This is a genomic window from Paracoccus aerius, from assembly GCF_014656455.1.
Taxonomy (GTDB): domain Bacteria; phylum Pseudomonadota; class Alphaproteobacteria; order Rhodobacterales; family Rhodobacteraceae; genus Paracoccus; species Paracoccus aerius.
This window is the reverse complement of the sequence record NZ_BNCL01000006.1, coordinates 85912-112161: the sequence shown is the minus strand read 5'-3', so window position 1 is coordinate 112161 and position 26250 is coordinate 85912. Positions and strand designations below refer to the sequence as shown.

Annotated in this window: 27 protein-coding genes; 9 read left to right on the top strand and 18 right to left on the bottom strand. The window is 66.9% G+C overall.

Annotation, left to right across the window (positions count from 1 at the left end; all coding sequences use genetic code 11):
* Positions 1 to 2 precede the first annotated feature (2 nt).
* From IE224_RS09335 to IE224_RS09325, 3 genes are read left to right on the top strand one after another with little or no spacing between them, the layout of a single operon-like run.
* Positions 3 to 809, top strand: a complete 807-nt coding sequence (locus IE224_RS09335) for an ABC transporter permease (protein WP_191309730.1) — start codon at positions 3 to 5, stop codon at positions 807 to 809.
* A gap of 33 nt (positions 810 to 842) precedes the next feature.
* Positions 843 to 1811 (top strand): ABC transporter substrate-binding protein, encoded by a 969-nt coding sequence (locus IE224_RS09330; RefSeq protein ID WP_191309727.1) that lies wholly within the window; start codon positions 843 to 845, stop codon positions 1809 to 1811.
* Positions 1808 to 2575 carry an ABC transporter ATP-binding protein gene (locus IE224_RS09325; RefSeq protein WP_167624051.1) on the top strand — a complete coding sequence of 256 codons (768 nt, stop codon included), beginning with the start codon at positions 1808 to 1810 and terminating at the stop codon, positions 2573 to 2575. Before IE224_RS09330 ends, IE224_RS09325 begins: the two co-directional genes overlap by 4 nt.
* A 39-nt stretch (positions 2576 to 2614) precedes the next feature.
* Here IE224_RS09325 and IE224_RS09320 read toward each other — a convergent pair whose 3' ends face one another.
* From IE224_RS09320 to paaN, 7 genes are all read right to left on the bottom strand, one after another.
* Complete coding sequence (locus IE224_RS09320; RefSeq protein WP_191309725.1) at positions 2615 to 4558, bottom strand: 3-hydroxyacyl-CoA dehydrogenase NAD-binding domain-containing protein; 1944 nt, start codon at positions 4556 to 4558, stop codon at positions 2615 to 2617.
* Position 4559: 1 nt separating this feature from the next.
* Entirely contained in the window at positions 4560 to 5261 is a 702-nt protein-coding gene (locus IE224_RS09315) for an ABC transporter ATP-binding protein (RefSeq protein WP_191309722.1), read from the bottom strand.
* A complete protein-coding gene (locus tag IE224_RS09310) occupies positions 5248 to 6039 on the bottom strand; it encodes an ABC transporter ATP-binding protein (RefSeq protein WP_191309719.1) in 792 nt (263 codons plus the stop codon). The genes IE224_RS09315 and IE224_RS09310 overlap by 14 nt, the downstream gene beginning before the upstream one ends.
* The gene (locus IE224_RS09305; RefSeq protein WP_191309717.1) at positions 6036 to 6992 is read right to left on the bottom strand and encodes a branched-chain amino acid ABC transporter permease; all 957 of its coding nucleotides are present in this window, start codon (positions 6990 to 6992) and stop codon (positions 6036 to 6038) included. The genes IE224_RS09310 and IE224_RS09305 overlap by 4 nt, the downstream gene beginning before the upstream one ends.
* Positions 6993 to 6994: 2 nt before the next feature.
* A complete protein-coding gene (locus IE224_RS09300; RefSeq protein ID WP_191309714.1) occupies positions 6995 to 7867 on the bottom strand; it encodes a branched-chain amino acid ABC transporter permease in 873 nt (290 codons plus the stop codon).
* 71 nt (positions 7868 to 7938) lie between these two features.
* Complete coding sequence (locus IE224_RS09295) at positions 7939 to 9081, bottom strand: ABC transporter substrate-binding protein (protein WP_191309712.1); 1143 nt, start codon at positions 9079 to 9081, stop codon at positions 7939 to 7941.
* Between the two features lie 26 nt (positions 9082 to 9107).
* Complete coding sequence (gene paaN, locus IE224_RS09290) at positions 9108 to 10736, bottom strand: phenylacetic acid degradation protein PaaN (RefSeq protein WP_191309709.1); 1629 nt, start codon at positions 10734 to 10736, stop codon at positions 9108 to 9110.
* Between the two features lie 114 nt (positions 10737 to 10850).
* On the opposite strand from paaN, the gene paaG reads away from it, so the two are divergent.
* The 4 genes from paaG (at position 10851) to IE224_RS09270 (ending at position 14095) form a co-directional block, all read left to right on the top strand.
* Positions 10851 to 11645, top strand: a complete 795-nt coding sequence (paaG, locus tag IE224_RS09285) for a 2-(1,2-epoxy-1,2-dihydrophenyl)acetyl-CoA isomerase PaaG (protein WP_191309706.1) — start codon at positions 10851 to 10853, stop codon at positions 11643 to 11645.
* A 14-nt stretch (positions 11646 to 11659) separates the two neighbouring features.
* Positions 11660 to 12085, top strand: a complete 426-nt coding sequence (gene paaI / locus IE224_RS09280; protein WP_202380176.1) for a hydroxyphenylacetyl-CoA thioesterase PaaI — start codon at positions 11660 to 11662, stop codon at positions 12083 to 12085.
* A 23-nt stretch (positions 12086 to 12108) separates the two neighbouring features.
* The gene (paaK, locus tag IE224_RS09275) at positions 12109 to 13419 is read left to right on the top strand and encodes a phenylacetate--CoA ligase PaaK (RefSeq protein ID WP_191309700.1); all 1311 of its coding nucleotides are present in this window, start codon (positions 12109 to 12111) and stop codon (positions 13417 to 13419) included.
* A 76-nt stretch (positions 13420 to 13495) separates the two neighbouring features.
* A complete protein-coding gene (locus IE224_RS09270; protein WP_167624040.1) occupies positions 13496 to 14095 on the top strand; it encodes a TetR/AcrR family transcriptional regulator in 600 nt (199 codons plus the stop codon).
* 24 nt (positions 14096 to 14119) lie between these two features.
* On the opposite strand, the gene IE224_RS09265 is transcribed toward IE224_RS09270, so the two are convergent.
* From IE224_RS09265 to IE224_RS09215, 11 genes are all read right to left on the bottom strand, one after another.
* Positions 14120 to 14533: a hypothetical protein gene (locus IE224_RS09265; RefSeq protein WP_191309697.1), complete on the bottom strand. Its 414-nt coding sequence runs from the start codon at positions 14531 to 14533 to the stop codon at positions 14120 to 14122.
* A 107-nt stretch (positions 14534 to 14640) separates the two neighbouring features.
* Positions 14641 to 15258 carry an acyltransferase gene (locus tag IE224_RS09260; protein ID WP_229849307.1) on the bottom strand — a complete coding sequence of 206 codons (618 nt, stop codon included), beginning with the start codon at positions 15256 to 15258 and terminating at the stop codon, positions 14641 to 14643.
* Positions 15255 to 17318 (bottom strand): phenylacetic acid degradation bifunctional protein PaaZ, encoded by a 2064-nt coding sequence (gene paaZ / locus IE224_RS09255; protein WP_191309694.1) that lies wholly within the window; start codon positions 17316 to 17318, stop codon positions 15255 to 15257. Before paaZ ends, IE224_RS09260 begins: the two co-directional genes overlap by 4 nt.
* 32 nt (positions 17319 to 17350) lie before the next feature.
* The gene (locus IE224_RS09250; protein ID WP_191309691.1) at positions 17351 to 18100 is read right to left on the bottom strand and encodes a Phenylacetic acid catabolic protein; all 750 of its coding nucleotides are present in this window, start codon (positions 18098 to 18100) and stop codon (positions 17351 to 17353) included.
* A gap of 7 nt (positions 18101 to 18107) precedes the next feature.
* On the bottom strand, positions 18108 to 19181 hold the full coding sequence (gene paaE, locus IE224_RS09245; protein ID WP_191309689.1) for a 1,2-phenylacetyl-CoA epoxidase subunit PaaE: 1074 nt from the start codon (positions 19179 to 19181) through the stop codon (positions 18108 to 18110).
* 39 nt (positions 19182 to 19220) lie between these two features.
* Positions 19221 to 19742, bottom strand: a complete 522-nt coding sequence (gene paaD, locus IE224_RS09240; protein WP_191309687.1) for a 1,2-phenylacetyl-CoA epoxidase subunit PaaD — start codon at positions 19740 to 19742, stop codon at positions 19221 to 19223.
* A 4-nt stretch (positions 19743 to 19746) separates the two neighbouring features.
* Positions 19747 to 20610, bottom strand: a complete 864-nt coding sequence (gene paaC / locus IE224_RS09235) for a 1,2-phenylacetyl-CoA epoxidase subunit PaaC (RefSeq protein ID WP_191309685.1) — start codon at positions 20608 to 20610, stop codon at positions 19747 to 19749.
* Positions 20610 to 20894: a 1,2-phenylacetyl-CoA epoxidase subunit PaaB gene (gene paaB, locus IE224_RS09230; RefSeq protein ID WP_167624032.1), complete on the bottom strand. Its 285-nt coding sequence runs from the start codon at positions 20892 to 20894 to the stop codon at positions 20610 to 20612. The genes paaC and paaB overlap by 1 nt, the downstream gene beginning before the upstream one ends.
* 51 nt (positions 20895 to 20945) lie before the next feature.
* Positions 20946 to 21944, bottom strand: coding sequence for a 1,2-phenylacetyl-CoA epoxidase subunit PaaA (gene paaA / locus IE224_RS09225; RefSeq protein ID WP_167624031.1), 999 nt, complete (start codon positions 21942 to 21944; stop codon positions 20946 to 20948).
* Between the two features lie 14 nt (positions 21945 to 21958).
* Positions 21959 to 23164 carry a 3-oxoadipyl-CoA thiolase gene (gene pcaF, locus IE224_RS09220; protein WP_191309682.1) on the bottom strand — a complete coding sequence of 402 codons (1206 nt, stop codon included), beginning with the start codon at positions 23162 to 23164 and terminating at the stop codon, positions 21959 to 21961.
* A gap of 120 nt (positions 23165 to 23284) precedes the next feature.
* Positions 23285 to 24118, bottom strand: a complete 834-nt coding sequence (locus IE224_RS09215) for a PaaX family transcriptional regulator C-terminal domain-containing protein (RefSeq protein WP_191309680.1) — start codon at positions 24116 to 24118, stop codon at positions 23285 to 23287.
* Between the two features lie 129 nt (positions 24119 to 24247).
* Between IE224_RS09215 and IE224_RS09210 the strand changes: the two genes are divergently transcribed.
* Together IE224_RS09210 and IE224_RS09205 are read left to right on the top strand one after the other, a co-directional pair.
* Positions 24248 to 25246, top strand: coding sequence for a bile acid:sodium symporter family protein (locus tag IE224_RS09210; RefSeq protein WP_191309677.1), 999 nt, complete (start codon positions 24248 to 24250; stop codon positions 25244 to 25246).
* Between the two features lie 14 nt (positions 25247 to 25260).
* Positions 25261 to 26238 carry an asparaginase domain-containing protein gene (locus IE224_RS09205; protein ID WP_229849306.1) on the top strand — a complete coding sequence of 326 codons (978 nt, stop codon included), beginning with the start codon at positions 25261 to 25263 and terminating at the stop codon, positions 26236 to 26238.
* The last annotated feature ends 12 nt before the right edge of the window (positions 26239 to 26250 follow it).

Here is a 26250-nt window from a genome sequence, read left to right as displayed (position 1 = left end):
CCATGACGCTGCAACATCTCGACACGCCGGTCCGCCGCATCCGCGGACTGCCCGCGCCGCCGGTCCGCGCCTTCCTGTCGCGCTATGGGCTGGTGTTCGCCTTCCTGGCCTTGTGGCAGGTTTCGGGCACGCTGGGCTGGATCAGCCCGGCCGTGCTGCCGCCGCTGGATGCCATCCTTGGCGCGCTGTGGACCGGCATCGCCAGCGGTGCCCTGGTGGACGACATCGCCATCAGCCTGCAACGCGCCGGCCTGGCCTTCGGCGCGGCCGTGGCCCTGGGGATCCCCCTGGGGCTGCTGATGGGGCAGTTGCGGCCGGTCGAGTGCGCGCTCGACCCGATCCTGCAACTGTTCCGGCAAACCTCGGCCCTGGCGCTTTATCCGGTGTTCATCCTGCTTCTGGGGCTGGGCGAGACGTCGAAGGTCTTCGTGATCTTCTGGGCCACGCTGTTCCCGACGCTGCTGGCGACCATCGGCGGCGTCAAGCAGGTGGACCGCAAGCTGATCGAGATGGCCGAAAGCTATGGCGCGGGCCGCTTGCAGGTGTTCCGCCGGGTCGTCCTGCCCGCATCGGTTCCTGCGATCTTCGTGGGCCTGCGTTTGTCGGCCACCACCGCGCTGCTGCTGCTGATCGCGGCCGAGATGATCGGCGCGAACAAGGGCATCGGCTTCCAGGTCATGAACGCCCAGTACAACTTCCAGATCCCGCTGATGTTCGCGGCGATCCTGCTGATGGCGGGGCTGGGCCTTGCCGCCAATGCCGTCCTGGTCCTGCTGCAACGGCGGCTGTGCCGCTGGTCGCTGGACTGAACCCACCCCCACCCGTTTCCAAAGGATACGACCATGAAACACGTCTTGATCTCGCTTGCCCTGTCCACGACCCTGACCGCCCCGGCCTGGGCCGATGACGTGGTGATGCGCTACATGCCCAGCCACGGCGGCGTCAGCGCCCATGACCTGGCCCAAGAGCTGGGCTATTTCGACGGCACCGGCATCGTGCTGGAAAGCGCGGGCTACGCCTCGGGCGGGCCGGAATCGCTGATGGCGCTTGCCGGCGGCTCGATCGAGATTGGCAGTGCGGCAACGGCAGCGGTGCTGAACTCGATCATCGGGGGCAATGACTTCGTCGCGGCCTATCCCACCAACGGCGTCAACGACCAGGTGCAGTCGATCTTCTATGTGCTTGAGGACAGCCCGATCCAGTCGGTCAAGGATTTGCCCGGCAAGACGGTCGCGGTGAATACGCTGGGGGCGCATCTGGATTACACTGTGCGCGAGGCGCTGCACCAGAACGGCCTGCCCGCGGATTCCGCCAACCTGGTCACGGTGCCCGGCCCCCAGCTTGAACAGGTGCTGCGGTCCGGCCAGGTCGACGTGGCGGCCTTCGGATATTGGCAAACCACCTTCGAGGGCGCTGCACGCCAGGCCGGCGGGTTGCGCGCGATCCTGGACGATACCGACGTGCTGGGAGAGATCGCAGGCGGCTTCACGGTCCTGCGCAAGGATTGGGTCGAGGACCATCCCGAAGCCGCGCAGCAGTTCATCCGGCAGTCGGCCCGCGCCCTGGACTATGCCCGCGAACACCCCGAGGAAACGCGCCAGATCATCGCACGTGTCCTTGAGGAACGCGGCGAGAACCCCGGGGTCGCGCAGTATTTCGCAGGCTTCGGCGTCCGGCCCGGCGGGCTTGCGGCCGAACGCGACATCCAGTTCTGGATCGACGTGCTGGTGCGCGAAGGCAAGCTGGCCGAAGGCAGGCTGAAGGCCAGCGACATCCTGCTGGTCACCGGGGACGAGGTGGCGCTGAAATGACGGCCGACACCGATACCCGCGGACAGGTGGCGCTGCGCCACCTGTCCAAGGCCTTCATGCTGAACGGCCAGCCCCTGCCGGTCCTGCGCAACCTGTCGCTGGACATCCGCGCGGGGGAATCCTTGGCCATCGTCGGCCCGTCCGGCTGCGGCAAGACCACCCTGCTGCGGCTGCTGGCGGGGCTGGAACAGGCCGACAGCGGACAGGTCCTGATCGACGGGCGTCCAATCCGGGGCGTGGGCACCGAACGCGCCGTGATCTATCAGGAACCGCGCCTGCTGCCCTGGCTGACGGTGCTGGAAAACGTGGCCTTCGGGCTTGAGGTGCGGGGCATCGGTCGGGGCGCCGCGCAGGACCGGGCGCGGCATCACATTCGGCTAGTGGGCCTTGCCGACTTCGAAGGCGCCTATCCCCGGCAGTTGTCGGGCGGCATGGCGCAGCGCGTGGGCATCGCCCGCGCGCTGACGGTGCAGCCGGAAATCCTGCTTCTGGACGAACCCTTGGGCGCGCTTGACGCGATGACCAAGCTGACCATGCAAGAGGAACTGACCCGCATCTGGGCCGAGGAAGGCGTGACAATGATCCTTGTCACCCATGACCTCGAAGAGGCGATCTTCCTGGCCGACCGGGTGCTGGTCCTGTCGCGCGACCAAGGCGTCGGTCCCCGGCTGATCGACGTGGACCTGCCCCGCCCGCGCGACCGCAGCCAGCAGGACTTCGTGGCGATGCGGCGGCAGCTGATGGCGGAATTCGGGCTGCACTAGGGCAGCCGCCCGGTCATGCCACCGGACCGGCCTGGCCGGTCAGCCCCGGTGGCCGGTCGCCCACATCGGACCGCCGCGCCAGCGGGGGAAGCCATAGCCGTGGATCTCGACCAGGTCGATGTCGGACGCCTTGGCGGCGATGCTTTCGTCCAGGATCGCCTGGCCCTCGGCCGCCATCTCGGCGACCAGGTGGCGGGCAATGGCGTCGCGATCCATCGCGGCGGGGCTAGCGATCCGTTCCGCCAGCAGGTCGGCCACAGCCGCGGATGGCTGCGGCTTGCGGTCGCCGGGGGCATAGTCATACCAGCCACCGCCGGTCTTCTGCCCCTTGCGGCCGGCGCGGACCAGGACGTCGCCCAGGGTTTCCGGCACGTCCTGCCCCGCTGCCCGCGCGCCTTCGCGTTGCAGATATGCGATGTCCAGCCCGCCCAGATCCTGCGCCTCGAAAGGCCCCATCGCCAAGCCGTAGTCACGCATGGCTGCGTCGATATCCGCGATCGCGATGCCCTTACGGACCAATGCCTCGGCGCTTGTGCGGTAGCGTTTCAGGATGCGGTTTCCGATAAAGCCTTCGCAGATGCCGGACTGCACGGGGATCTTGTTCAGCATCCGGCCAAGCGCAAAGCCAGTGGCAAGCGTCCGGTCCGAGGTTTCGGGCACCGGCACGATCTCCAGCAGGCGCATGACGTTGGCGGGGCTGAAGAAATGCAGCCCGATGAAGCGTTCGGGGTTCTGCAGCCCTTCAGCGATCAGGCGCGGGTCGAGGTAGGAGGTGTTGGTCGCCAGCAGCGCGTCGGGGCGGCAGGCCGCGGCAAGCTGATCGAAGACCGCGCGCTTGACGCCGATCTCCTCGAACACCGCCTCGATCACCAGGTCGGCGTCCGAGAGGGCGGCGTAATCGGTGGTGGCGGTGACGCCCGCCATGCGGTCTTGGGCCTGCGCCTCGGTCAGCTTGCCGCGCTTCACGGCGCCCTCGAAGATGGCGCGCAGGGTGGCCATCCCGCGCTTCAGTGCCTCGTCGTCGCGTTCGATCAGGGTGACGGGAATGCCTGCGTCGCGCAGGGTTGCGGCGATGCCTGCGCCCATGGTGCCGCCGCCGATCACGCCCGCGCTTCGCAGCGGCAGGGGATCAACGCCTTTCAGATGCGCGGGACGGGGCGCGGCGCGTTCGGCAAAAAACACGTGGCGCAGGGCCGCCGCCTGATCGGACCCACGCAAGTCCAGGAAAGTCTGGCGCTCATGGGCCAGGGCCTCGGCAAAGGGCGCTTCCGCCGCCTTGCGCAGGCAGTCGAGCGCGCGCAGCGGCGCCTCGGCCCCCTTGGCGGCTTTCGCCACCGCCTTGCGTTTTTCGTCCCAGAAACCAGGATCGGGCGCGGTGACCGGCCGCACGGATACCGGGGGCGGCAGGTCGCGGGTCAGGGCATCGCGCGCATAGGCCAGGGCATGGGCTTGCAGGTCGTCCGCGAAGACCGCATCCACCAAGCCCAAGGACAGCGCCTTTGCAGCCTTCACCGGCTTGCCGGAGGTCACCAGTTCCACCGCGGCCTCGAAGCCCGCCAGACGCGGGGTCCGCACGGTTCCGGATGCGCCCGGGACGATGCCCAACGACACCTCGGGCAGGCCGACCGATGCACCCTCCACCGCCACACGGAAGCGGCAGCCCATCGCCACCTCGAAGCCGCCGCCGAGCGCCGAGCCGTGGATCGCAGCCACCCAGGGCTTCTGCGCCCCCTCGATCCGGTCCACCAGATCGGGCAGATGCGGCGCCTGCGGCGGCTTGCCGAATTCGGTCACGTCGGCGCCCGCGATGAAGGTCCGGCCCGCGCAGACCAGGACCACGGCGCGGACCTGCGGGTCCGCGTCCAGCGAGGACACTGCGTCCCAAAGCCCCTGCCGCACGGCCTGCGACAGCGCGTTCACGGGCGGATTGTCTATGGTAACAACGGCGACCTCGCCCTCGCGGGTGATGCTGACAACGGACATTTTATATCCCTAGATAGGCTTCGCGAATGCGCGGATCGGCGATCAGATCCGCTGCCGCGCCGGACATGGTGATGCGGCCGGTTTCCATGACATAGCCCCGGTCCGCGATCTTCAGCGCGCCGAAGGCGTTCTGTTCGACCAGAAGGACCGTGACCCCAAGCGCCTTCAGCCCGCTGACCACGTCGAAGATCTGCTGCACGATGATCGGGGCCAAGCCCATCGACGGCTCGTCCAGCAACAGGCAGGACGGGCGGCCCATCAGCGCGCGGGCCATCGCCAGCATCTGCTGCTGCCCGCCGGACAGCCCGCCCGCCGCCAGGTTGCGTTTCTCGCGCAGGATGGGGAACATCGCGAAGGCGTCCTCCATGTCCTTTTCCACGCGGTCGTCGGTGAACAGATAGGCGCCAAGGCGCAGGTTCTCCTCGACCGTCAGGTTGGTGAAGATCTGCCGGCCCTCCGGCGATTGGGTCAGACCGCGCGCAGGGCGGCGATGCGCGGGAAGGCCGGTCAGGCCCTCGCCCCGGAAGGTGATGGTGCCGCCCGAGACCGGCTGGGTACCCGACAGGCATTTCAGAAGCGTCGTCTTGCCGGCGCCATTGGCGCCGACGACGGTGACGATTTCCCCAGAATCGACATGCAGGTCGATGCCGTGCAGAACCTCGATCCGGCCATAGCGGGACCGCAGACCTTCAACCGTCAGCATGGGCAGCCTCCGTTCCGGCATCGGTTCCCAGATAGGCGGCGATGACCGCCGGGTTGCGGCTGACGCTGGCGGGATCGCCCTCGGCAATCTTTTCGCCATGGTCCAAGACGACGATGTGGTTCGATATGCGCATGACCATCTTCATGTCGTGTTCGACCAGCAGGATCGCCACGCCGGATTTTGCGACCTCGGCGATCAGGTGGTCGATCTCCTCGGTTTCCACGGCGTTGCAGCCTGCGGCGGGTTCGTCCAGCAGCAGGATCTTCGGTGACAGCGCCAGGGCGCGGGCGATCTCCAGCCGTTTCAGCGCGCCATAGGACAGGTTCCCGGCCTCCCGCTCGGCCGCGCGGTCCAGGCCCACGCGGGCCAGCAATTCGCGTGCGCCTGCCTGCGCGGCGGCCGCGCGGCGGCGGGACGAGGGCAGGTTGAACAGGTCCGCCAGCACCGGGCCGCGCTCTTGCAGGTGATAACCCGCAATGGCGTTTTCCAGCACGGTCATGGACTGGAAGATCTGCAGGTTCTGGAAGGTCCGCGACATGCCGCGCCGGGCCAGCAGATGCGGGGCCATGCCCGTGACATCCTCGCCCCCCAGAACGACGCGCCCGCTGCCCGGCTGGTAGACGCCCGAGATCATGTTGAACAGCGTGGTCTTGCCCGCGCCGTTCGGCCCGATGACGGACGTGATTTCCCTTGGTTGCACGGTGAAGCTGACATCGTTCACGGCCTTGAGGCCGCCGAAGCTGATGCCCAGCCCCTCGACTGACAGAAGCGCGGTCATTCGTCTTTCCCCCGGACCTTGCGCAGGATCGACGGCAGCAGCCCCTGCGGCAGGAAGATCATCACCAGCATCATCACCAGGCCCAGCACAAGCTGTTCGTATTCGGCAAACACCGTCAGCACCTGCGGCAGAAGCGTCAGCACCGCCGCGCCGAAGATCGCGCCCAGGACCGATCCCACGCCGCCCAGGACGGCCATGGTCACCATCTCGATCGAGTGCATGAAGCCCGCGACATCCGGCGTAATGAACTTGTTCTGCAAGGCCAGCAGCGACCCCGAGACCGAGGCATAGACCGCCGAGATGACGAAGGCCTGCAATTTCAGCCGGGCCACATCGACGCCGACGGTGCGCGCCGCAACCTCGGACCCGTGCAGGGCACGCAGGGCGCGGCCGGTGGGGCTGTTGAACAGGTTCAGCGCCAGCCATGCGGCCAGTATCAGGATAATGCCGCACAGGAAATACCAGAACTGGCCGTTGGTCAGGTCAATCCCTGCATCCCGCAGCAGCCCGCGGAGGCCCAGCTCCGGCACCTCCATCCCGTCGGGGCCGCCGGTCAGTTGCCGTTCGTTGTTCAGGACCATCGACACCAGGATGCCGAAGCCCAAGGTGGCGACGCCCAAGTAATAGCCCTTGAGCCGCAGGATCGGGCGGCCGACCAGAAAGGCCAGCACGGCGGAAATCGCCGCCCCCAGCACAAGCGCCAGCGCGGGATGCAGCCCCAGATGCACGGGCGCCAGCGCGCAGGCATAGGCGCCGATCCCGGCGAAACCGGCATGGCCCAGGCTGATCTGGCCCGCATAGCCGGTCAGGATCACGATGCCGGTCACGGCGATGGCGTTGACGAAGATCAGCGCGCCGACGCGGTAATAGTATCCCGAAGGGAACAGCATCGGCGACAGCGCGACCAGCACGACAAGGACCAGCAGCGTGGCGGATTTGGCGGAAATCTTCATGGTCACACCCGCTCGGTCGATTTGGCGCCGAACAGGCCCTGGGGCATGAAGAACAGCACCAGCAGGATCACCACGAAGGCGGCGGCGTCCTTGTATTGCGAGGACAGGTATCCCGCCGTCAGCGCCTCGATCAGGCCCAGCAGGAAGCCGCCCGCAAGCGCGCCCTTGGGGTTGCCCATCCCGCCCAGCATGGCGGCGGCAAAGCCCTTGAGCGCGAAAGCCAGACCCACGTCATAGGAGGTCAGGGTGATCGGCGTCGCCAGCACGCCCGCAAGCGCGCCGATGCCAGCCGACAGGGCGAAGGACAGCGTCATCACGAAGCCCGTGTTGATGCCCACCAGTTGCGCGGCCAGCCGATTGTTCGACGTGGCCAGCACCGCGCGCCCTGTCAGGGTGCGGGTGAAGAACAGCCACAGGCCCACGAAGACCACCACCGCGCCGCCGATCACCCACAGGCTTTGCGGTAGGATCGTCGCCCCGCCGATGCGCAGCGGCGTGTCGCCCGAGAATGCCGGGAAGCTGTGGATCTGCTTGCCGAACAGCAGTTGTGCGCCGCCCCGAATGAAGATCGACGCGCCGATGGTGATGATGATCAGCGACACCACGGGCGCGCCGCGCGCGGGCTCGATCGCCAGCTTGTTCATGGCGACGCCGATGGCCGAGGTGACGACGATCGCGATCAGCGCCGCCAGCGGCAGGGGCAGGCCCGCCGCGTGGCAGACAAAGGTCAGCATCCCGCCCAGCATGACGAATTCGCCCTGGGCGAAGTTCACCACGTCGGACGCGTTGTAGATGATCGTGAAGCCAAGCGCGACAAGCGCATAGACCGCGCCTACCGTCACGCCCGAAAACAGGAATTGCAGCAGTTCCGCCATGGCGACCCCAAAGCTGTCAGGTGATGCCGCCCCCGGACCGTGCGACCGGTCGGGGCGCGGCGGTCAGCGGATCATTCCACCACGGTCCATTCGCCGCCCTTGATCTCGAGCATGCGGAAGGCAGAGAGGTCGAGGCCCAGGTGATCCTCGGCCGACATGTTGTAGATGCCGGTGGTGCCGGCCAGGCCGCTGGTGGACTCGATGGCGTCGCGGATCGCCTGCGGCTCGGCGCTGCCGGCGCGGGTGATGGCGTCGGTCAGGATCAGGAAGGCGTCATGGGCATAGCCGCCGAAGGTGCCGACCGAGGTGCCGGTCTTTTCCTCGAAGGCGGTCTTGTAGGCATCGACGACGGGCTTCTGCGGGTCGTCCGCGCCCAGTTGGTCTGCGATCAGCAGGGCGGTGCCGGGCAGGCGCACGCCCTCGGCGGCCTCGGCCCCGGCCAGTTCGATGAAGCCGTCGGATGCCACGCCATGCGACTGATACAGCGGCAGGTCGATGGCAAGCTGGCGATAGTTGCGCGTCACGATGGACGGGCCCTGGCCGAAGCCGGGGTTCAGCACGGCCTGCACGCCTTCGGTGTTGCGGATCTTGGTCAGCTGCGTGGTCATGTCGGCGTCGGTCGGGTTATAGGTCTCGTCCGCGGCGACGGTGATGCCGTATTCGCCCACCACGTCCTTGCACTGCGCCTGCATCGACGCGCCGAAGCCGTCGGTGCCCGAGATCATGCCGATCGTGGTGATCTGGCGCTTCTGCATGTCCTCGAAGATCTTCTGGCAGGCCATGCGGTCGGTATGGGGCGTCTTGAAGGTGAAGGGCTTGACCGGGTCGATGATCTCGATGGCGCCGGCCAGCGAGATGAAGGGGATCTCGTTATCCTCGGAGACCGACAGGATCGACATGGAAGTGCCGGTGGTGGATCCGCCGATGATCGCCACGACCTCGTCATCCTCGATCAGGCGGGTGGCGAAGGTGCGCGCCTTGTTGGGATCGCCACCGTCGTCATAGAGCGTCAGGGCGATTTCCTCGCCGTTGATGCCGCCGTTCTCGTTGATCTGCTCGACCAGCATTTCCAGGGTCTTCGCCTCGGGATCGCCCAGGAAGGCGGCGGGGCCGGTGGCCGAAACGGACGCGCCGATGCGGATTTCGGCGGATGCGGCGGTCGCGCCCAGGGCCAGCAACGTGGCAAGGGCCGTGGTGGTCAGGGTCTTCTGCATTGTCGTCTCCTCCCCAGAGAACTTGGTCAAACGGTAACGGCGGCGGGCCTGCGCCACATCACGCGGCGAAAGCGGGTCGCGACAAAGGCGCAGTCGGTCAGGCTGGCGTTTCCGGCGGGGTTGGCCCCCGTCACATGGAAATCGCTGAAGGCCGCCGACTGGTTGACGAAGATGTTGCCGGTCAGGTTGACCGACAGGTTCACGCCTGCGCGGGCGAAGGCGCGAACGGCGCGCCCGATGCGGGCATCGTCGGTGTCGTAGAGCGCGGCTGTGATGGCGCCCTTGGTCGCAGCAAGTTCGGTGGCGCGGGCAATGCCGTCGTCGGCATCCGCGCAGGGGATGACGAAACCCACCGGACCGAAGCATTCGTCCTGCGCGACAGGGGCGTCGGCATCCACCGCCAGCAGCAGCGGCGTGCCGTCGCGGATGACGCGGCCCTGCGCGCGGGCCTGTTCCACCCGGTCGCGCGTGGCGGGATTGGCGATGGCGCCGCAGATGCCCGCCGCCTGCTTGGGATCGGCCAGCAAGGTGTCGATGGCTGCGGCCAGACCGGCTGCCACCTGATCGAAGGACTTGTGCCCCTGATCCGCCGCGATCCCGCCTTGCGGCACATAAATGTTCTGCGGCGCGGTGCACATCTGCCCGGAATAAAGCGACAGCGAGAAGGCCAGATTGGCGCACATCCCGTCAAAGTCATCGGTGGCAGCAATGACCACGCTGTTGACGCCCGTTTCCTCGGTGAAGATCTGCGCCTGCTTGGCATTCTCGCGCAGCCAGGTGCCGAAGGCTGACGACCCGGTATAGTCGATCAGCCGCACGGTGGGATCGGTCGCCAGTTGCTTGGTGATCTCGGCCCCCGGCTCATCCACCGCTAGCAGGATGGCGTCGGCGGGCAGGCCGGCTTCCACCAGGACCTCGCGGGCGACCTGCACGGTCAGGGCCAGCGGCAGGATCGCGGCGGGATGCGGCTTCACGATCACCGGGCTGCCGGTGGCGAGGCTGGCGAAGATGCCGGGATAGCTGTTCCAGGTCGGGAAGGTGTTGCAGCCGATCGTCAGGGCGATTCCCGCAGGCACCAGCGTCCACCGCTTGTCGATCACAAGGGCAGGGGCCTTGCCCTGCGGCTTTTCCCATCGGGCGGCATCGGCGAAGCGGGTCATTTCCGTCCACGCCACGGCAACCGCCTCGAGCCCGCGATCCTGCGCGTGGGGCCCGCCCGCCTGGAAGGCCATTGCGAAGGCTTGGCCCGTGGTGTGCATCGTCGCATGGCCCAGCAGGAAGCTGATCCGGTTCAGCCGCGACAGGGTCTCCAGGCAGGCGCCGACGCGCTGTTCCACGCTCGCCGCCGCCAGATCGTCAGCCGCAGCCTGCGCCGCCGCGATCAGGGCAGGCGCATCCGCCGCCGGATAGGTGATGCCCAGCGAATTGCCCCAAGGCGAAACCTCCGCCCCAAGGCGGCGCTGCTCGGGGTGGCCGGGCAAGGCGAAGTCGCTGCCCAGAAGCGCCGCATAAGCTGCCTCGCCATCCGCCTTGGCCGTTTCGCCATAGAACTTGCCGCTGGGCACCTCGGGGAAGGGGGTCCAGAAGGCGCGTGTGGACAGCGCCTGAACGGCATCCTCCAGCATCCGGCGATGACGGGTAAACAGTTCGGTCATGGGCTCCTCCGCCGGCTTCCTCCTCCGGCTTGCAAATATCATTGACCGGCCGGTCGGTTTATGCAACAGATTTCTTCGAGGAGGCCGAGAAATCGGCACGAAGGGAGAAACACCATGACCGCATCCCCGACGGTGCTGTCGGCCTTGGCCGACGGCGTTCTGACGCTGACGTTGAACCGTCCCGAGAAGCTCAATTCCTTCAACGAAGAGATGCACTTGGCGCTGCGGGACGGCATCCAGCGGGCGCATGACGATTCGGCGGTGCGGGCGGTGCTGCTGACCGGCGCGGGGCGCGGCTTCTGCGCCGGGCAGGACTTGGGCGACCGCGATCCGCGCAAGGGCGGGCCCGCGCCGGATCTGGGGAAAACGCTGGACACCTTTTACAACCCGACGCTGCGGCTGATCCGGTCGCTGGATAAGCCGGTCGTTTGCGCAGTCAACGGCGTGGCGGCGGGGGCGGGGGCCAACATCGCCTTCGCCTGCGACATCGTGCTGGCCGCAAAATCGGCGAAATTCATCCAGGCCTTTGCCAAGATCGGCCTGATCCCCGACGCGGGCGGCACCTGGCATCTGGCCCGCATCCTGGGCGAACCCCGCGCCAAGGCGCTTGCCCTGACGGCCGAGCCGCTGATGGCCGAAAAGGCCGCCGACTGGGGCTTGATCTGGAAGGCGGTCGAGGATGCCGACCTGATGTCCGAGGCGGAAGCCCTGGCCCGGTCTCTGGCCGCAGGCCCGACCTTGGGCCTTGGCCTGACCAAGCGGCTGATCCAGCAGGCCGCGACCAACAGCCTGGACCAGCAGCTTGACGCCGAACGCGACTGCCAGCAGCAGGCGGGCCGCAGTGCCGATTACGCCGAGGGCGTCACCGCCTTCCTGGAAAAGCGCCCGGCCCGGTTCAGCGGCCAATGAAACCCGTCAGCGAGATGACCCCGCAGGAGATCGCCGAAGCCTCGGCCCGCGCCATGTGGAACGACGATTCGGCCAGCCAGCGGCTTGGCATGAGCCTGGATTACATCGCGCCCGGCCAGGCCACGCTGTCCATGACCATCACGGACACCATGTCGAACGGCCACGGAAACGCGCATGGCGGCTATATCTTCACGCTGGCCGACAGCGCCTTTGCCTTCGCCTGCAACAGCTACAACCAGATGGCCGTGGCGCAGCATTGTTCCATCACCTACCTGATCCCCGGCCGCATCGGGGACCGGCTGACGGCGACCGCCACGGAAACCTCGCGTCGGGGCCGGTCCGGCATCTACGACATCCGCATCACCAACCAGGACGGCGACCACGTGGCCGAGTTCCGCGGCCATTCGCGCACCATCAAGGGCACGCACCTGCCCGCCTGACCGCACCGAGAGGGAGGAGACCCATGGAAGACCTGACCCCGAACCCCAAGGATCTCGACCCGATCGAGACGGCGTCGCGCGACGAGATCGAGGCGCTGCAATTCCACCGCATGAAGCGGTCGCTGAAGCACGCCTTCGAAAACTCGCCCTTCTACCGCAAGAGGTTCATCGAGGCCGATGTCCACCCCGAGGACCTGAAGACCTTGCGGGACATCGCGAAGTTCCCTTTCACCGTGAAGCAGGATTTGCGCGACTGCTATCCCTTCGGCATGTTCGCCGTGCCGCAGTCCAAGCTGGTGCGCATCCACGGATCGTCCGGCACCACCGGCAAGCCGACTGTGGTGGGTTATACCCAGGCCGACATCGACCATTGGTCGAACCTGATCGCCCGGTCGATCCGCGCAGGCGGCGGGCGCCCCGGCGACATGCTGCACAACGCCTATGGCTATGGCCTGTTCACCGGCGGCCTTGGCGCCCATTACGGGGCCGAGCGGCTTGGCTGCACTGTGGTTCCCATGTCAGGCGGCATGACAGAACGGCAGGTGACGCTGATCAACGACTTCAAGCCGCGGATCATCATGGTCACGCCATCCTACATGCTGTCGATCCTGGACGAGTTCCGCCGCCAGGGCCTCGACCCGCGCCAGTCGTCGCTGCAGGTCGGCATCTTCGGCGCCGAGCCCTGGACCAATGCCATGCGCCACGAAATCGAGGAAGCCTTCGACATGCACGCCGTCGACATCTATGGCCTGTCCGAGGTGATGGGACCGGGCGTCGCGATGGAATGTGTCGAGACCAAGGACGGCCTGCATGTCTGGGAAGACCACTTCTACCCCGAGATCATCGACCCCGTGACGGGCGAGCCGCTGCCCGATGGCGAAATGGGCGAACTGGTCTTCACCACGCTGACCAAGGAAGGCCTGCCGATGGTGCGCTATCGCACCCGCGACCTGACGCGGCTTCTGCCCGGCACCGCCCGGTCCATGCGCCGGATCGAGAAGATCACCGGGCGCTGCGACGACATGATCATCCTGCGCGGCGTCAACGTCTTTCCGACCCAGATCGAGGAGCAGATCCTGAAATGCGCGGGCCTCGCCCCGCATTTCCAGATCGAACTGACCCGCGAAGGCCGGATGGACTGCATGACCGTCCATGTCGAATGCGTCGAGGAGTACTGCGCGGCGGATGCCCGGGCCGTGTCGGCCAAGGAACTGTCGCATCACATCAAGTCTGTCGTAGGCGTCTCGACCCGGATCACGGTGCTTGATCCCGGCGGCGTTGCCCGGTCGGAAGGCAAGGCCAAGCGTGTGATCGACAACCGTCCGAAAGAATAAGTCCGCGTCGGGGGCCGTGGTGACTTTGCCGCGGCCCCCGGTTAAAGCGGCACACGACCAACAGGAAAGTGACCCCATGGCGCGAACGCGCGCACAGGATTTCGAGGAAAAGAGCCGCATCATCCTGGATCATGCGGCGCTTGTCTTTGCCGAACAGGGCATGGAAAAGGCCTCGATGTCGCAGATCGCCCAGCAGGCCCAGGTCAGCAAGGCGCTGCTTTATCATTACTATCCGTCCAAGGACGCGCTGATCTTCGCGATCATCATGACGCATCTCGAGGAGTTGCAGGGGGCTATCGAGGCTGCCGACGACCCGGCCCTGCCGCCGCACCAGCGGCTGCGCAGCCTGGTGGGCGCGGTGCTGGACACCTATCGGGGGGCCGACAACCAGCACAAGGTGCAGTTAAACGCCACCGCCGCGCTGACCGACGACCAGAAGGCGCAGATCATGGAGGTCGAGCGCGGCATCGTGAAACGGTTTTCCGCCGTACTGGACCAGATCAACCCGGACCTGAACAACCGCGAACGCCCGCTGCTGATGCCCGTCACCATGTCGCTGTTCGGCATGATGAACTGGGTCTACATGTGGTTCAAGGACGGCGGCCGCATCAGCCGCGAGGATTATGCGGACGTGGCGACGACGCTGATCCTGGAGGGGATCAAGGCGGTGAAATGAGGGGCCGGCGCGCGGCCCCCGCGATCAGTTCGAGAACGCGTTGATCAGGTTGATGACCGCCAAGATCTTCTGCGTGTTGCTGTCCACGCGATAGATGCTGTTGTCGTCGCGGTAATAATCCCACCCGCGCCGGTCTTCGAGGTCGTAGCGCCGGGGGTCGCGGATGATGGCATAGTCGCCACGCCGCAGCACCTCGCCCACATGGTGGCGGTGATGATCGTGTTTCCTGGCATGGCCGGGCGGAATGCAGCGCGGCCCCTTCTTGGCAAGGCCGGGAGGGCAGTGGGCGTCATAGCGGTCGCGGTGTTCGTGCCGTTCGGCGTGACGGGCATGAGCCTTGCCGTGGCCCTTGCCATGTCCCGGATCCGCAACTGCCGGCGCGCCGGCAAGGGTGGCGAAGATCAACCCGGCCGCGGTCAATGTCGATGCAAGCTTCATGTCCACGCTCCTGACAGACTCGATGAGGATATAAGGCGCAACCGGCTGTTTCCGCACCATGAAAAACCGCACGTGGCGACAAGGCGCCGACAGGTGCAGGACCGCGGCTACTTCTCGAACCTTTTCCGGGCCATGACCAGCGGATCGTACTTCGGCGCCTCGGCGCGGCGCCGGTCCGGCTCCACCTCGGACAGCGCGACCGCCGGGGCCAGCTTCTCGCGCGCCTCGACCGCAAGCTGCTGATAGACGCCGGTGCCCTGCCGCTTCCAGGCGATCTCCTCGGCCGACAGTTCACGCACCACCTTCGCGGGCGACCCGACCGCCAGCGAATTCGGCGGGATCTGCGCCCCGGCCTTCACGAAGGCCATGGCGGCGATGATCGTGTTCTCGCCCACGACCGCCTCGTCCATGACCACGGCGTTCATGCCGACCATGGCATTCCGGCCGATATGGCAGCCGTGCAGGACGGCGCCGTGGCCGATATGGCCCGATTCCTCGACCACGACATCCTTGCCGGGAAAGGAGTGGATCACGCAGGTTTCCTGCACGTTCGAGCCTTCGTGCAGCACGATCCGGCCGAAATCGCCGCGCAGGACGGCGCAGGGGCCGACATAGACGCCGGGGCCCACGATCACGTCGCCGATCACCACCGCCTCGGGGTGGACGAAAGCCGCGGGGTCGATGACCGGCACGATCCCGTCCCAGGAAAAGACCTTCGCCATCATGCCACCGGGGGCCATTGCTTGGCCACCATCGTCAGCACGTCATATTGCGCGACCACGGCGCCGTTCTGGTTCGTGACCTGGCAGTCCCAGCGGACTTCTCCGTGGCCAGCATTTTCGCGGGGATTGATCTCCTTGCAGGTCAGGCGGACCTGCAGGCTGTCGCCGAAATAGACGGGGGTCAGGAAGCGCAGGTTATCGACGCCATAGTTCGCCAGCACCGGGCCGGGATTGGGTTCGACGAACAGGCCCGCCGCGAAGCTGGCGATCAGATAGCCATGCGCCACGCGGTCGTCGAAGAAGGGGTTGGCCTTGGCGGCGTCGCTGTCCATATGGGCGTAGAAGGTGTCGCCGGTGAAATGCGCGAAATGCTCGACATCCTCCTGCGTCACCTGGCGCGCCGCCGTGACCAACTGGTCGCCGATGTGCAGGTCCGCCAGGGACTTGCGGAAGGGATGGATGCCTTGCTGCGTCTCCGCGCCCTCGATCCAGCGGCCCGTGACCGCCGACAGCAGGCGGGGCGTGCCCTGGACGGCGGTGCGCTGCATGAAATGCTTGACGCCCCGGATGCCGCCCATCTCCTCGCCCCCGCCGGCGCGGCCGGGGCCGCCATGGACCAGCGGCGCCAAGGGCGAGCCATGCCCGGTGGACGACTTGGCCGAGGCGCGGTTGCCGATCAGCACCCGCCCATGGAAGGGCGCCACGCCCAAGACCACGCGTTCGGCCACATCCTTGTCGTCCGTGAAGATGGACGAGACCAGCGACCCACGTCCGCGTGCGGCAAGCGCCACCGCTTCGTCAAGATCGTCATAGGCCATGACGGTGGAGACCGGCCCGAAGGCTTCGCAATCGTGGACCGGGGCGGCCTCGAAGGGCTTGTCCGCGTAAAGCAGGACCGGGTTCAGGAAGGCGCCCTTTTTGGCGTCGCCGGACCCAATGCGCACGTCGTCGGGGTTGCCCGCCACGATTTCCGCCACCGCCTGCAATTCGCGGATGCGCGCCCGAACCTCGTCCCGCTGGCCCAGGCTGGCAAGCGGGCCCATGCGCGTGCCTTCCTCGCCGGGCAGGCCAAGGGCAGTCTTGTCCAGGCGGTCGCGCAGGGCGGCGATCAGTGCGTCAACCTGCCCGCGCGGGGCGATGACGCGGCGGATAGCGGTACATTTCTGGCCCGCCTTCGAGGTCATCTCGCGCGCGACCTCGCGCACGAACAGGTCGAACTCGGGCGTGCCCGCCACGGCATCAGGACCCAGGATGGTGGCGTTCAGGCTGTCGGCCTCCATCGTGAAGCGGACGGAATGGTTGACGATCGCGGGATGCGTTCTCAGCTTTCGCCCCGTATGGGCCGAGCCGGTGAAGGTCACGGCGTCCTGTTCGGTCACATGGTCCAGCAGGTCGCCCACCGATCCGCAGACCAGTTGCAGCGCGCCTTCGGGCAGGATGCCGGTGTCGATGATGCGTCGCACCACCAGCTCGGTCAGATAGGCGGTCTGGCTGGCGGGCTTGACCAGGCAGGGCACGCCCGCCAGCAGCGTGGGCGCGATCTTTTCCAGCATCCCCCAGACGGGGAAGTTGAAGGCGTTGATATGGATCGCCACGCCATGCAGCGGGGTCAGGATATGCTGGGCGCTGAAGCTGTTGTCTTTCGACAGCGGCTCCACGTCGCCGTCGGTCAGGACGCGGGTGTTTGGCAACTCGCGCCGGCCCTTCGAGGCGAAGGTCAGCATGGTGCCGATGCCCCCCTCGATATCGACCCACCCATCGGAACGGGTCGCGCCGGTATGCAGGCTTTCGGCGTAGAAGTCTTCCTTCTGCGCCATCAGCGCCAGGCCAAGCGCCTTCAGCATTCCCGCGCGTTCATGAAAGGTCATGGCCCGCAGCCTTGGCCCCGCCTTGGTGCGGCCATGGTCAAGCGCCGCGGCGAAGTCGATGCCGGTGGAATCGATCGTCGCCACCGGCGCGCCGGTGGCGGCGTCCAAAAGGGTCTGCCCTTCCTTCGCACCGGGCACCCATTCCCCGCAGACAAAGCTTTCCAAGCGGCGCGGGGCGCGAAGCGTCATGGTCATGGCAGTTCCTTTTTCGTCAACGGGGCGAGGGTTCACAGACCCAAAGCGCCCAAATGTTCGCCGACCAGCTTTTCCCAGCGGGCCAGCAGCGTTTCGTTCGGGGTATGGCGGATGCCGAACCGCGCCTGCGTGTCGTAGCGGGCCGAGTTGGCAACGCCGAAGCCCGCCGCCACGCGCGGACGCCAATAGGCAAGGCTTGCCTGCACTTCGGACTGACCGCCGTTCCCGACGATCCGGCCCAGACCTTCCAGGCCCAGTTCGGCATGGCGGGCCTCTCGCGGGGCGATTTCGCGGAAAACCTCGGCCAGAGGGGTGTAGGAGACGCGGGCCAGTTCATCCATCTGCACGCCGGTGGCGAGGCCCTGCAGCACTTTCATCACCACCGCGTCGGTCCAGCCGTTGATCGGATAATGAAACACCGACAGCCGCATGTCGCCTTCGCGGCGGGTCGCGCCCAGGTCGGTGTCGCGTTCCACGCGGGCGGCCCAGTCGTGCTGGCTTTGATAGCGGCGCGTGTCGGTGCCGAAATCGCCCATCACCGCCAGCACGCGTTCGGCATGATCGGCCTTTTCCAGCGTGATCCGGCTGGCCGCGATCCGTTCCTTGATGCCCGGCGCAAAGTTGATGGACGAGGCAAACCCGGCGGATGCCGCCAGTTCGCTGTCCACGAAGGACGACATCAGCCGCATCAACTCGCCGCGATAGCGGGCGGGGACATTGCCGAGCGCGGTCAGGACACCGCCCTGGGCCAGATAGTCCTCGATATTCATGGTGTCGGACATGGCGCCCTCATTCGTCATAGGTCACGACGACGCGGTCGGTCAGCGGATAGGACTGGCAGGACAGGACGTAACCGGCCCGCACCTCGTAGTCTTCAAGCGCGTGGTTCACGGCCATCTCGACCTCGCCTTCCAGCACCTTGCAGCGGCAGGTGGAACAGACGCCCGCCTTGCAGGAATAGGGCGCGTCCATGTTGCTGGCGATGGCGGCGTCCAGGATCGTCTGGCCTTCGCGCGGCATGGAAAAGCTGCGGGTGGCGCCATCCAGCGTGACGGTGGCCTGCGTTCCCTCGCCCGCTTCGGTGGCCTTCGACACCGGGCGGGCCTTGGCGCGGCCCGGCTGGCCTGATGCGAACAGTTCGAACCGGATTTGGTCGTCGCGCAGCCCATGGTCGCGCAGGGACTGCGCCACGGTCAGCATCATCGGTTCCGGCCCACAGATGAAGGCGGCGTCCACCGATTTCGGGTCAATCCAGCGGTCGAACAGCGCCGTCATCTTGGCGGCGTCGATGCGGCCGGTGAAGAGGTCGATCTCCTGCGCCTCGCTTTCCAGCACATGGAGGACCGAGAAGCGGCCGAGATAGAGGTTCTTCAGATCCTCAAGCTCCTCGCGGAACATGATGCTGCTGATCTGTCGGTTGGCATAGACCAGCGTGAAGCGCGATTTCGGTTCCCGCCGCAGCACCGTCTTGACGATGGACAGGACCGGCGTGATCCCCGATCCGGCGGCGAAACCGACGTAATGGCGGGCGGCGTTCGGGTCCAAGGGCAGGGAAAACTTGCCCATCGGCGGCATCGCCTCGATCATATCGCCCGGCGCCAGGTTCTCGTTCGCCCAGGTGGAAAAGGCCCCCCCATCGACACGCTTGATGCCCACCTGCAGGCAGCCGTCATCGACGCCCGCGCAGATGGAATAGGACCGGCGCAATTCCTCGCCATCGAAGCTGCGGCGGAAGGTCAGGTATTGCCCTTGCGTGAAGTCGAACAGGGCGCGATCCTCGTCGCGCGGGGCCAGCGTCAGCACCACCGCATCGCGGGTTTCGCGGCGCACATCGGTGACCTTCAGGGGCAGAAAGCGTGCCATCGGGGTGTCTTTCCTTGGGCGTCTAGGGGGGACGTGCAGTCAGATGCACTTGAAATAGTCGAAGGGTTCCAGGCAATCGGTGCAGCGATAGCTGGCCTTGCAGGGGGTCGAGCCGAACTGGCTGACCTTCTGCGTGTGTGTCGATCCGCAATGCGGGCACTGGATGGTCAGGTTGTTGCCCATCAGCCGCGACACCCGGCCCGCCAGCACGCCATCCGCCGCCGTCCCATCGACCGGGGGCGCGATGCCATAGGCGCGCAGCTTCTCGCGGCCCTCGGCGGTGATCCAGTCGGTTGTCCAGGCGGGGGCAAGCTGGCGCTTCAGGTCCAGCTTCTCGATGCCGTGGCTGCGCAAGGCGGTCTCTATGTCCAGGTTGATGACGCCTGTCGCGGGGCAGCCGGAATAAGTCGGCGTGACCGTGACCACCAGGGTGTCGCCCTGCCACTGCACGTCGCGGATGATGCCCAGGTCGGTCAGGCTGATGACGGGGATTTCCGGGTCCGGCACCTGCGACAGCCATTCCCAGATCTGGTCGGTATGGGGCAGCGTGGTGACGGACATGGCATCACCACCTGGCGCCGGGATAGGCGCGCTGCAGGAACTGCATCTCGGCCAGGATATAGCCCAGATGTTCCGTGTGGACGCCCTTCTTGCCGCCCGGCGTCTTGACCCCGTGCTGCCAGGCCTCGGCCGGCGCGGCCAGCGTGGCCTCGTCCAGGACCGCCGCGACGGTCCTGTCCCAGGCGGGTTTCAGCGACGACGGCAACGGCGCGATGCCCGCGTCGGACATGGCCCCATCAACGGCGTCGTCCACGAACATCTCGCCCGTATAGGACCACAGCTTCGTCAGCGCGGCCTGCATCCGGGCGCGGCTTTCCTCGCTCCCGTCGCCAAGCCGGATCACCAGGTCGGCGGACCGTTCCAGGTGATAGGCGACCTCTTTTTCCGCCTTGGCGGCGATGTCGGCCACACGGCTGTCGGCCGAAGCCTTCAGCGCCCGCAGCAGTTCGATATGGAAGGCGTCGAACAGGAACTGACGCATCAGCGTGACACCGAAATCGCCGTTGGGCAGCTCGACCAGCAGCAGGTTGCGGAAGGCGCCCGCGTCGCGCAGATAGGCCAATGCGTCTGCGTCGCGGCCCTTGCCCTCGACCTCGGCGGCAAGGCCCAGCCACAATTGACACTGGCCGATCAGGTCAAGCGCCTGGTTGGCAAGCGCGATGTCTTCCTCGAGCGCCGGGGCGTGGCCGCACCATTCCGACACGCGATGGCCCAGGATTAACGCATTGTCGCCCATCCGCTGCAGGAATTCCACGAATTCGGGCTGCCCGGCATCGGGGGCAGGCACCGCCACATGGCCGCTGTCGGCCAGGGCCTGACCGGCAAGCGCGGTCAGGTTCGGGGTGGTCATGTCGGGAAGCGACGGCATCACATATGCCCTATCTCGTCGGGGATGTCGAAGAAGGTCGGGTGGCGATAAACCTTGCTGTTCGACGGATCATAAAGCGGCCCCTTTTCCGAGGGCGAGGACGCGGTGATGTCATTCGACTTGACTACCCAGATCGAAACGCCCTCGTTCCGGCGGGTATAAACGTCACGGGCGTTGCGGATCGCCATCTCTGCGTCGGGCGCGTGCAGGCTGCCGACATGGCGGTGGTTCAGGCCGTGCTGGCCCCGGATGAAGATTTCCCAAAGCGGCCATTCGCTGGACATGATGGCTCCTCCCAAAGATGCGGGTTGTGGCTGGGTGCGCGGGGCGCGTCCCTATTCTGCGGCGTGGCGGGCCGTGCGGGCGCGTTCGCCGGCCTTGGCGGCGTGCGCCATCAGCCCGTCACGGAACCAGGCGCCGTCCTCCCAGGCCTTGACGCGGGCGCCCAGGCGTTCGGCGTTGCAGGGCCCGTTGCCGGCGATCACGGCGAAGAACTCGGACCAGTCGGGCTCGCTGAAGTCATAGCCGCCCTTTTCCTCGTTCCATTTCAGGTCCGGGTCGGGAACGGTCAGGCCCAGGTATTCGGCCTGCGGCACGGTCTGGTCCACGAACTTCTGGCGCAGTTCGTCATTGGTGTTCATCTTGATCTTCCACGCCATCGACTGCGCGGAATGGACCGAGTCCTTGTCGGACGGGCCGAACATCATCAGCGCCGGATACCAGAAGCGGTTCAGCGCGTCCTGCGCCATGGCCTTCTGTTCCGGGGTGCCCGCGCACATCTTCATCATGATGTCGTAACCCTGCCGCTGGTGGAACGACTCCTCCTTGCAGATGCGGATCATCGCGCGGGAATACGGGCCGTATGACGTGCGCTGCAGCGGCACCTGGTTCATGATCGCCGCGCCATCGACCAGCCAGCCGACAGCGCCCATGTCGGCCCAGGTCAAGGTGGGATAGTTGAAGATCGACGAATACTTCATGTTGCCGCTGTGCAGCTTTTCCAGAAGCTCGTCGCGCGACACGCCCAAGGTTTCCGCGGCGCAATACAGGTAAAGCCCATGCCCCGCCTCGTCCTGGACCTTGGCCAGCAGGATCGCCTTGCGTTCCAGCGTGGGGGCGCGGGTGATCCAGTTGCCTTCGGGAAGCTGGCCCACGATTTCCGAATGCGCGTGCTGGCCGATCTGGCGGATCAGCGTCTTGCGATAGCCCTCGGGCATCCATTCCTTGGGCTCGATCTTCTCGTTCCGGTCGATGCGGTCCTGAAAGGCGATCTCCTCGGGCGTCATGTCCTCGCGGGATTTCGACCCTTCGGATTTGACCAGCTGTGCATACATGGCAGTCCCTCCCTTCAGACGCGTTCGATGATGATGGCGATGCCCTGGCCCACGCCGACGCACATGGTGCAAAGCGCGTATTTCCCGCCGGTGCGGATCAACTGGTACATCGCGGTGGTGACAAGCCGGGCGCCGGACATGCCCAAGGGGTGCCCGATGGCGATGGCGCCGCCATTCGGATTCACGCGCGGATCGTCGTCGGCAAGTCCCAGGTCACGAAGCACGGCCAATCCCTGCGCGGCAAAGGCTTCGTTCAATTCTATCACATCCATCTGGTCCAGCGACAGGCCCGCACGTGCCAGAACCCTGCGCGCCGCAGGCACCGGGCCGATGCCCATGACGCGCGGCTCGACTCCGGCGGCGGCCATTGCCAAGATGCGCGCCTTGGGCGTCAGGCCTTGGGCGCGGGCCGCGTCCTCGGACAGGATCGCAAGGGCGGCCGCCCCGTCGTTCACGCCGGACGCGTTGCCCGCCGTCACCGTCAGGTCGGGACCGTTCACGCCCTTCAGCTTTGCCAGCGTCTCGACCGTGGTGCCGGGGCGGGGATGTTCGTCGGTATCGACGGTAAGGTGATCGCCCTTCTTCTGGGGCACATGCACCGGCACGATCTCGTCCCGGAAGATTCCCGCAGCCTGCGCGGCAGCCCAGCGGTCCTGCGACCGGGCGGCAAAGGCGTCCTGATCGGCGCGGCTGATGCCATAGTCAGCCGCCACGTTGTCGGCGGTTTCCGGCATCGAGTCCGTGCCATAAGCCTTGCGCAGCGCGGGGTTCGGGAAGCGCCAGCCGATGGTGGTGTCGTAGACGGCGTTGGCGCGCGCAAAGGCTGTTTCGGCCTTGGGCATCACGAAGGGCGCGCGGGTCATGCTTTCGACGCCGCCCGCGACCATGAAGTCGCAATCGCCCGCACGGATCGCACGCGCCGCCATGCCGATCGCGTCCATGCCCGAACCGCACAGCCGATTGACCGTGGTGCCCGGCACACCGATGGGCATCCCCGACAGCAGCACGGCCATGCGGGCCACGTTGCGGTTGTCCTCGCCCGCCTGGTTGGCGCAGCCCAGGATCACGTCGTCCACGGCAGACCAGTCCACATCTGGATTCCGCGACATCAGCGCCTGCAACGGCAGCGCGGCCAGATCGTCGGCCCGGATCGTCGCAAGCGCCCCGCCGTACCGGCCGACCGGCGTGCGGATCGCGTCGCAGATGAAGGCATCAGTCATGAAAGACCCCAGTGATTTCCAGATGAGGCCGATGATTCTCCCATTCATCGACCGATTGGTCAGCTTATATCAGACCAGACATTACGCCGCAAAGGAAAATGTGCATAGTGCTGTAATGTTTCAAGCCAAGGCGTGAAGCCGCGCCTGCGTCCGGGGGGTGTTTTCCGGCAGGGGGCCGTCCTCGCCTTCCATCACCTGCGCGATATGCGCCTCCGCCAGGGGGGACAGGGCGGGATAAAGGTCGCTGAACAGCGCCTGCGCCGCGTGTCCCGGCCAGTCGGCGGGCAGGGCTTCGGCAGGCAGGCCGGGATCGCGCAAGAGGACGCCGCGATACAGGTGGACCAGCAGCAGCCGCGCGATCAGCGCATCCTCGGGCGACAGGGCAGGGCCCTCCGCCAGCGGGCCGAAGCGATCAAGGACAATGCGATAGCCGTCCGCAAGCGCTTGGAGATCCCAGAAGGCCGCCAGCCGCGAAAGCTGGTCCCCACCGGCGACGGGCGCCGCGCGCAGGACAAGGCCTCCGGTTTCGGGCAGGTCGCCGCGCGCCGGGCAGATCCACAGGTCGCCCCCTATCCGCGCCATCCGGTGGCTGCGGGCCACCTTTTCGGGCATGTCGGGATGCAGCATCACCAGCCAGTCGCCCGAGGGCTGCGGCCTGGCGTAAAGCATCCGCGCCGCCTGGGCGAATTCGGCGCGGGCGGCAGGTGCAAGGCGATAGAAGCTGCGTCGCCCGACGCGCGTGCCCTGAAGCCTGTCGGCCGAGACCAGCCTGGACACCGCCGTGCGGACCAGGTTCTCGCTGATCCCGATGCGCGAGCAGATCTCGATCAGGCTGCCGATCCACAGGACTTCGCCCCGCGGCACCACCACGTCGCCATAGACGGTGACGATGAAGGACCCGGCGGTGATCGGCAGGCCGTCGGTCAAACGCAGGATCAGGTCGGTCGGGCTCATCGTCGGATCCGGTTGGGGGCGCAGGCCTTGGCCTAGGGGCAGGGGGGCACGATGTCAAACGGGCGCCCCTTGGATCGGCGGCGCGGGGACTGTAGAAGCAGCGGGAACGCATCATCCGTAGGATATCCCATGTCCCTGCGCAGGGCCGAGGCCGTGCTGGCCCGTTTCGGCTTCGACCGCTACATGCTTCTGCTGATCCTCACGGTGGTGCTGGCCAGCGTCCTGCCGGCGCGGGGCGGGGCGGCGGTGGCGCTGTCCCATCTCACCTACTGGGTGATCGCGCTGCTGTTCTTCCTTTACGGCGCGAAGCTGACAACGGCCACGATCGTTGCGGGGCTGGCGAACTGGCGGCTGCAGCTTACGGTGCTGGCGCTGACCTTCGTATTGTTCCCGATCCTGGCCCTGGGCCTGAAGCCCTTGTCGATGATCTGGCTGCCCACGGCCATAGGCGTCGGGTTCCTGTATATCGGCTGCATGCCCTCGACCGTGCAAAGCTCGATCGCGTTCACGGCGGTGTCGCATGGCAATGTGGCGGGGGCGGTCTGCGCGGCCTCGATCTCGAACCTGATCGGGGTGGTGCTGTCGCCCCTGCTGTTCGCGGTCCTGATCCCCCAGGGGACCGGCTACGGGATCGAGTCGTCGGCCATCTGGAAGATCCTCCAGCAGATCCTGCTGCCCTTTGCCCTGGGCCAATTGTGCCGCCCGCTTCTGGCCGGACTGCTGGCGCGGCACCGGACCGCGACGCTGGTCGTGGACCGGGGGTCGATCCTGCTGATCGTCTATTCTGCATTTTCGGCAGGGGTGGTGAACGGCATCTGGCAGGTCATCTCGGCCGGGTCCCTGGCGATCTTGGTGGGCCTGTGCGCAGTCCTGCTGGCGGCGGTGATGGGTACTGCCCTGCTGGCCGCACGCAGCACCGGCATGGGTCATGCGGACCTGATGGCGGTCCTGTATTGCGGATCGACGAAAAGCCTGGCGACCGGGCTGCCCATGGCGGGGATCCTGTTCGCGGGGCAGGACATCTCGCTGGTCATCCTGCCCTTGATGATCTTCCACCTGCTGCAACTGGGCGTCTGCGCGATCATCTCGCAGCGGATGGCGGGCCGCGCGGACCTGCGGCCCGCCTGATCCCGCAATTGACAATGCCCGCGTCCGACGTCGATCCTGCGCCCATGAACAAGCCCCATGCTAGCGGCCTGACGGCCCGCCCCGAAACCGATCCGCCGCTGATTGCCGTCATCGCCACCGGCGGCACCATCGCCAGCCAGCAGAACGAGGATGGATCAAGCAGCCCCCACCTCGGCGGGCAGGCGCTGCTGGCCCGCCTGGGGGCGCTGCCCCCGGTCCGGCTGAAGCCCGTCGATCTGTTCGCCAAGGATTCCTCGACCCTGACGCTTGCGGACATGCAGGCCGTCAGCGACAGCGTAGGGGCCGAGCTTGCAGCGGGCGCGGCAGGCGTCGTGGTTTTGCACGGAACCGACGCGATGGAGGAGACAGCCTTGCTTCTGTCGCTCCAGCATCCCGGTGCGCCGGTGGTGCTGACGGGCGCGCAGTTCACGGACGATCACCCGCAGGCCGATGGTCCCGCCAACATGACGGCTGCGATCCGCGCGGTTCTTCAAGGCGGGGGCGTCCGGCTGGCCTTCGGCGGCCGGCTGCTGCCCGCCTGGGGGCTGGTCAAGCACGCGACCGACAGCGCCGATGCCTTTCGCCTGGCCGTCGATGCGCCGCCGCCCGCGTTGACCCTGACCGCGCCGGTCGGCAATGTGCGCGTCGATGTGGTGGCGATCCATCCGGGTGCCGAGGCGACGCATCTGGACGCGAGCCTTGCGGCAGGGGCGCAAGGGATCGTGCTGGCGGCGTTGGGGTCGGGCAACGCCTCGGCCGCGATCACCAGCGGGGTGGCGCGCGCCCACGCGGCGGGGGTGCCGGTCGTCATCTCGAGCCGGGTTCCGATGGGGCGCCTTGCCGCCAGCTATGGCGGCGGCGGGGGCGGGCATGACCTGGTGCGCGCCGGGGCGGTCCTGTCTACCGTTCTGCGGCCGGGGCAGGCGCGGGTGCTGCTGGTGGCCCTGATCGCGGCGGGCGAGGCGGATCGCGCGCCGGACGTCTTTGCCTAAGGGAAAAAAGCC

Coding starts and splice junctions, on each gene's coding strand:
- IE224_RS09325 (WP_167624051.1), top strand. CDS start 1,808: ATGACGGCCGACACCGATACCCGCGGACAGGTGGCGCTGCGCCACCTG.
- IE224_RS09270 (WP_167624040.1), top strand. CDS start 13,496: ATGGCGCGAACGCGCGCACAGGATTTCGAGGAAAAGAGCCGCATCATC.
- paaN (WP_191309709.1), bottom strand. CDS start 10,736: ATGACCGAACTGTTTACCCGTCATCGCCGGATGCTGGAGGATGCCGTT.
- IE224_RS09315 (WP_191309722.1), bottom strand. CDS start 5,261: ATGCTGACGGTTGAAGGTCTGCGGTCCCGCTATGGCCGGATCGAGGTT.
- paaI (WP_202380176.1), top strand. CDS start 11,660: ATGACCCCGCAGGAGATCGCCGAAGCCTCGGCCCGCGCCATGTGGAAC.
- paaD (WP_191309687.1), bottom strand. CDS start 19,742: ATGTCCGTCACCACGCTGCCCCATACCGACCAGATCTGGGAATGGCTG.
- paaC (WP_191309685.1), bottom strand. CDS start 20,610: ATGCCGTCGCTTCCCGACATGACCACCCCGAACCTGACCGCGCTTGCC.
- IE224_RS09205 (WP_229849306.1), top strand. CDS start 25,261: ATGCCCGCGTCCGACGTCGATCCTGCGCCCATGAACAAGCCCCATGCT.
- IE224_RS09310 (WP_191309719.1), bottom strand. CDS start 6,039: ATGACCGCGCTTCTGTCAGTCGAGGGGCTGGGCATCAGCTTCGGCGGC.
- paaK (WP_191309700.1), top strand. CDS start 12,109: ATGGAAGACCTGACCCCGAACCCCAAGGATCTCGACCCGATCGAGACG.
- paaG (WP_191309706.1), top strand. CDS start 10,851: ATGACCGCATCCCCGACGGTGCTGTCGGCCTTGGCCGACGGCGTTCTG.
- pcaF (WP_191309682.1), bottom strand. CDS start 23,164: ATGACTGATGCCTTCATCTGCGACGCGATCCGCACGCCGGTCGGCCGG.
- IE224_RS09330 (WP_191309727.1), top strand. CDS start 843: ATGAAACACGTCTTGATCTCGCTTGCCCTGTCCACGACCCTGACCGCC.
- paaZ (WP_191309694.1), bottom strand. CDS start 17,318: ATGACCATGACGCTTCGCGCCCCGCGCCGCTTGGAAAGCTTTGTCTGC.
- IE224_RS09335 (WP_191309730.1), top strand. CDS start 3: ATGACGCTGCAACATCTCGACACGCCGGTCCGCCGCATCCGCGGACTG.
- paaA (WP_167624031.1), bottom strand. CDS start 21,944: ATGTATGCACAGCTGGTCAAATCCGAAGGGTCGAAATCCCGCGAGGAC.
- IE224_RS09260 (WP_229849307.1), bottom strand. CDS start 15,258: ATGATGGCGAAGGTCTTTTCCTGGGACGGGATCGTGCCGGTCATCGAC.
- IE224_RS09250 (WP_191309691.1), bottom strand. CDS start 18,100: ATGTCCGACACCATGAATATCGAGGACTATCTGGCCCAGGGCGGTGTC.
- IE224_RS09300 (WP_191309714.1), bottom strand. CDS start 7,867: ATGGCGGAACTGCTGCAATTCCTGTTTTCGGGCGTGACGGTAGGCGCG.
- paaE (WP_191309689.1), bottom strand. CDS start 19,181: ATGGCACGCTTTCTGCCCCTGAAGGTCACCGATGTGCGCCGCGAAACC.
- paaB (WP_167624032.1), bottom strand. CDS start 20,894: ATGTCCAGCGAATGGCCGCTTTGGGAAATCTTCATCCGGGGCCAGCAC.
- IE224_RS09295 (WP_191309712.1), bottom strand. CDS start 9,081: ATGCAGAAGACCCTGACCACCACGGCCCTTGCCACGTTGCTGGCCCTG.
- IE224_RS09210 (WP_191309677.1), top strand. CDS start 24,248: ATGTCCCTGCGCAGGGCCGAGGCCGTGCTGGCCCGTTTCGGCTTCGAC.
- IE224_RS09320 (WP_191309725.1), bottom strand. CDS start 4,558: ATGTCCGTTGTCAGCATCACCCGCGAGGGCGAGGTCGCCGTTGTTACC.
- IE224_RS09215 (WP_191309680.1), bottom strand. CDS start 24,118: ATGAGCCCGACCGACCTGATCCTGCGTTTGACCGACGGCCTGCCGATC.
- IE224_RS09265 (WP_191309697.1), bottom strand. CDS start 14,533: ATGAAGCTTGCATCGACATTGACCGCGGCCGGGTTGATCTTCGCCACC.
- IE224_RS09305 (WP_191309717.1), bottom strand. CDS start 6,992: ATGAAGATTTCCGCCAAATCCGCCACGCTGCTGGTCCTTGTCGTGCTG.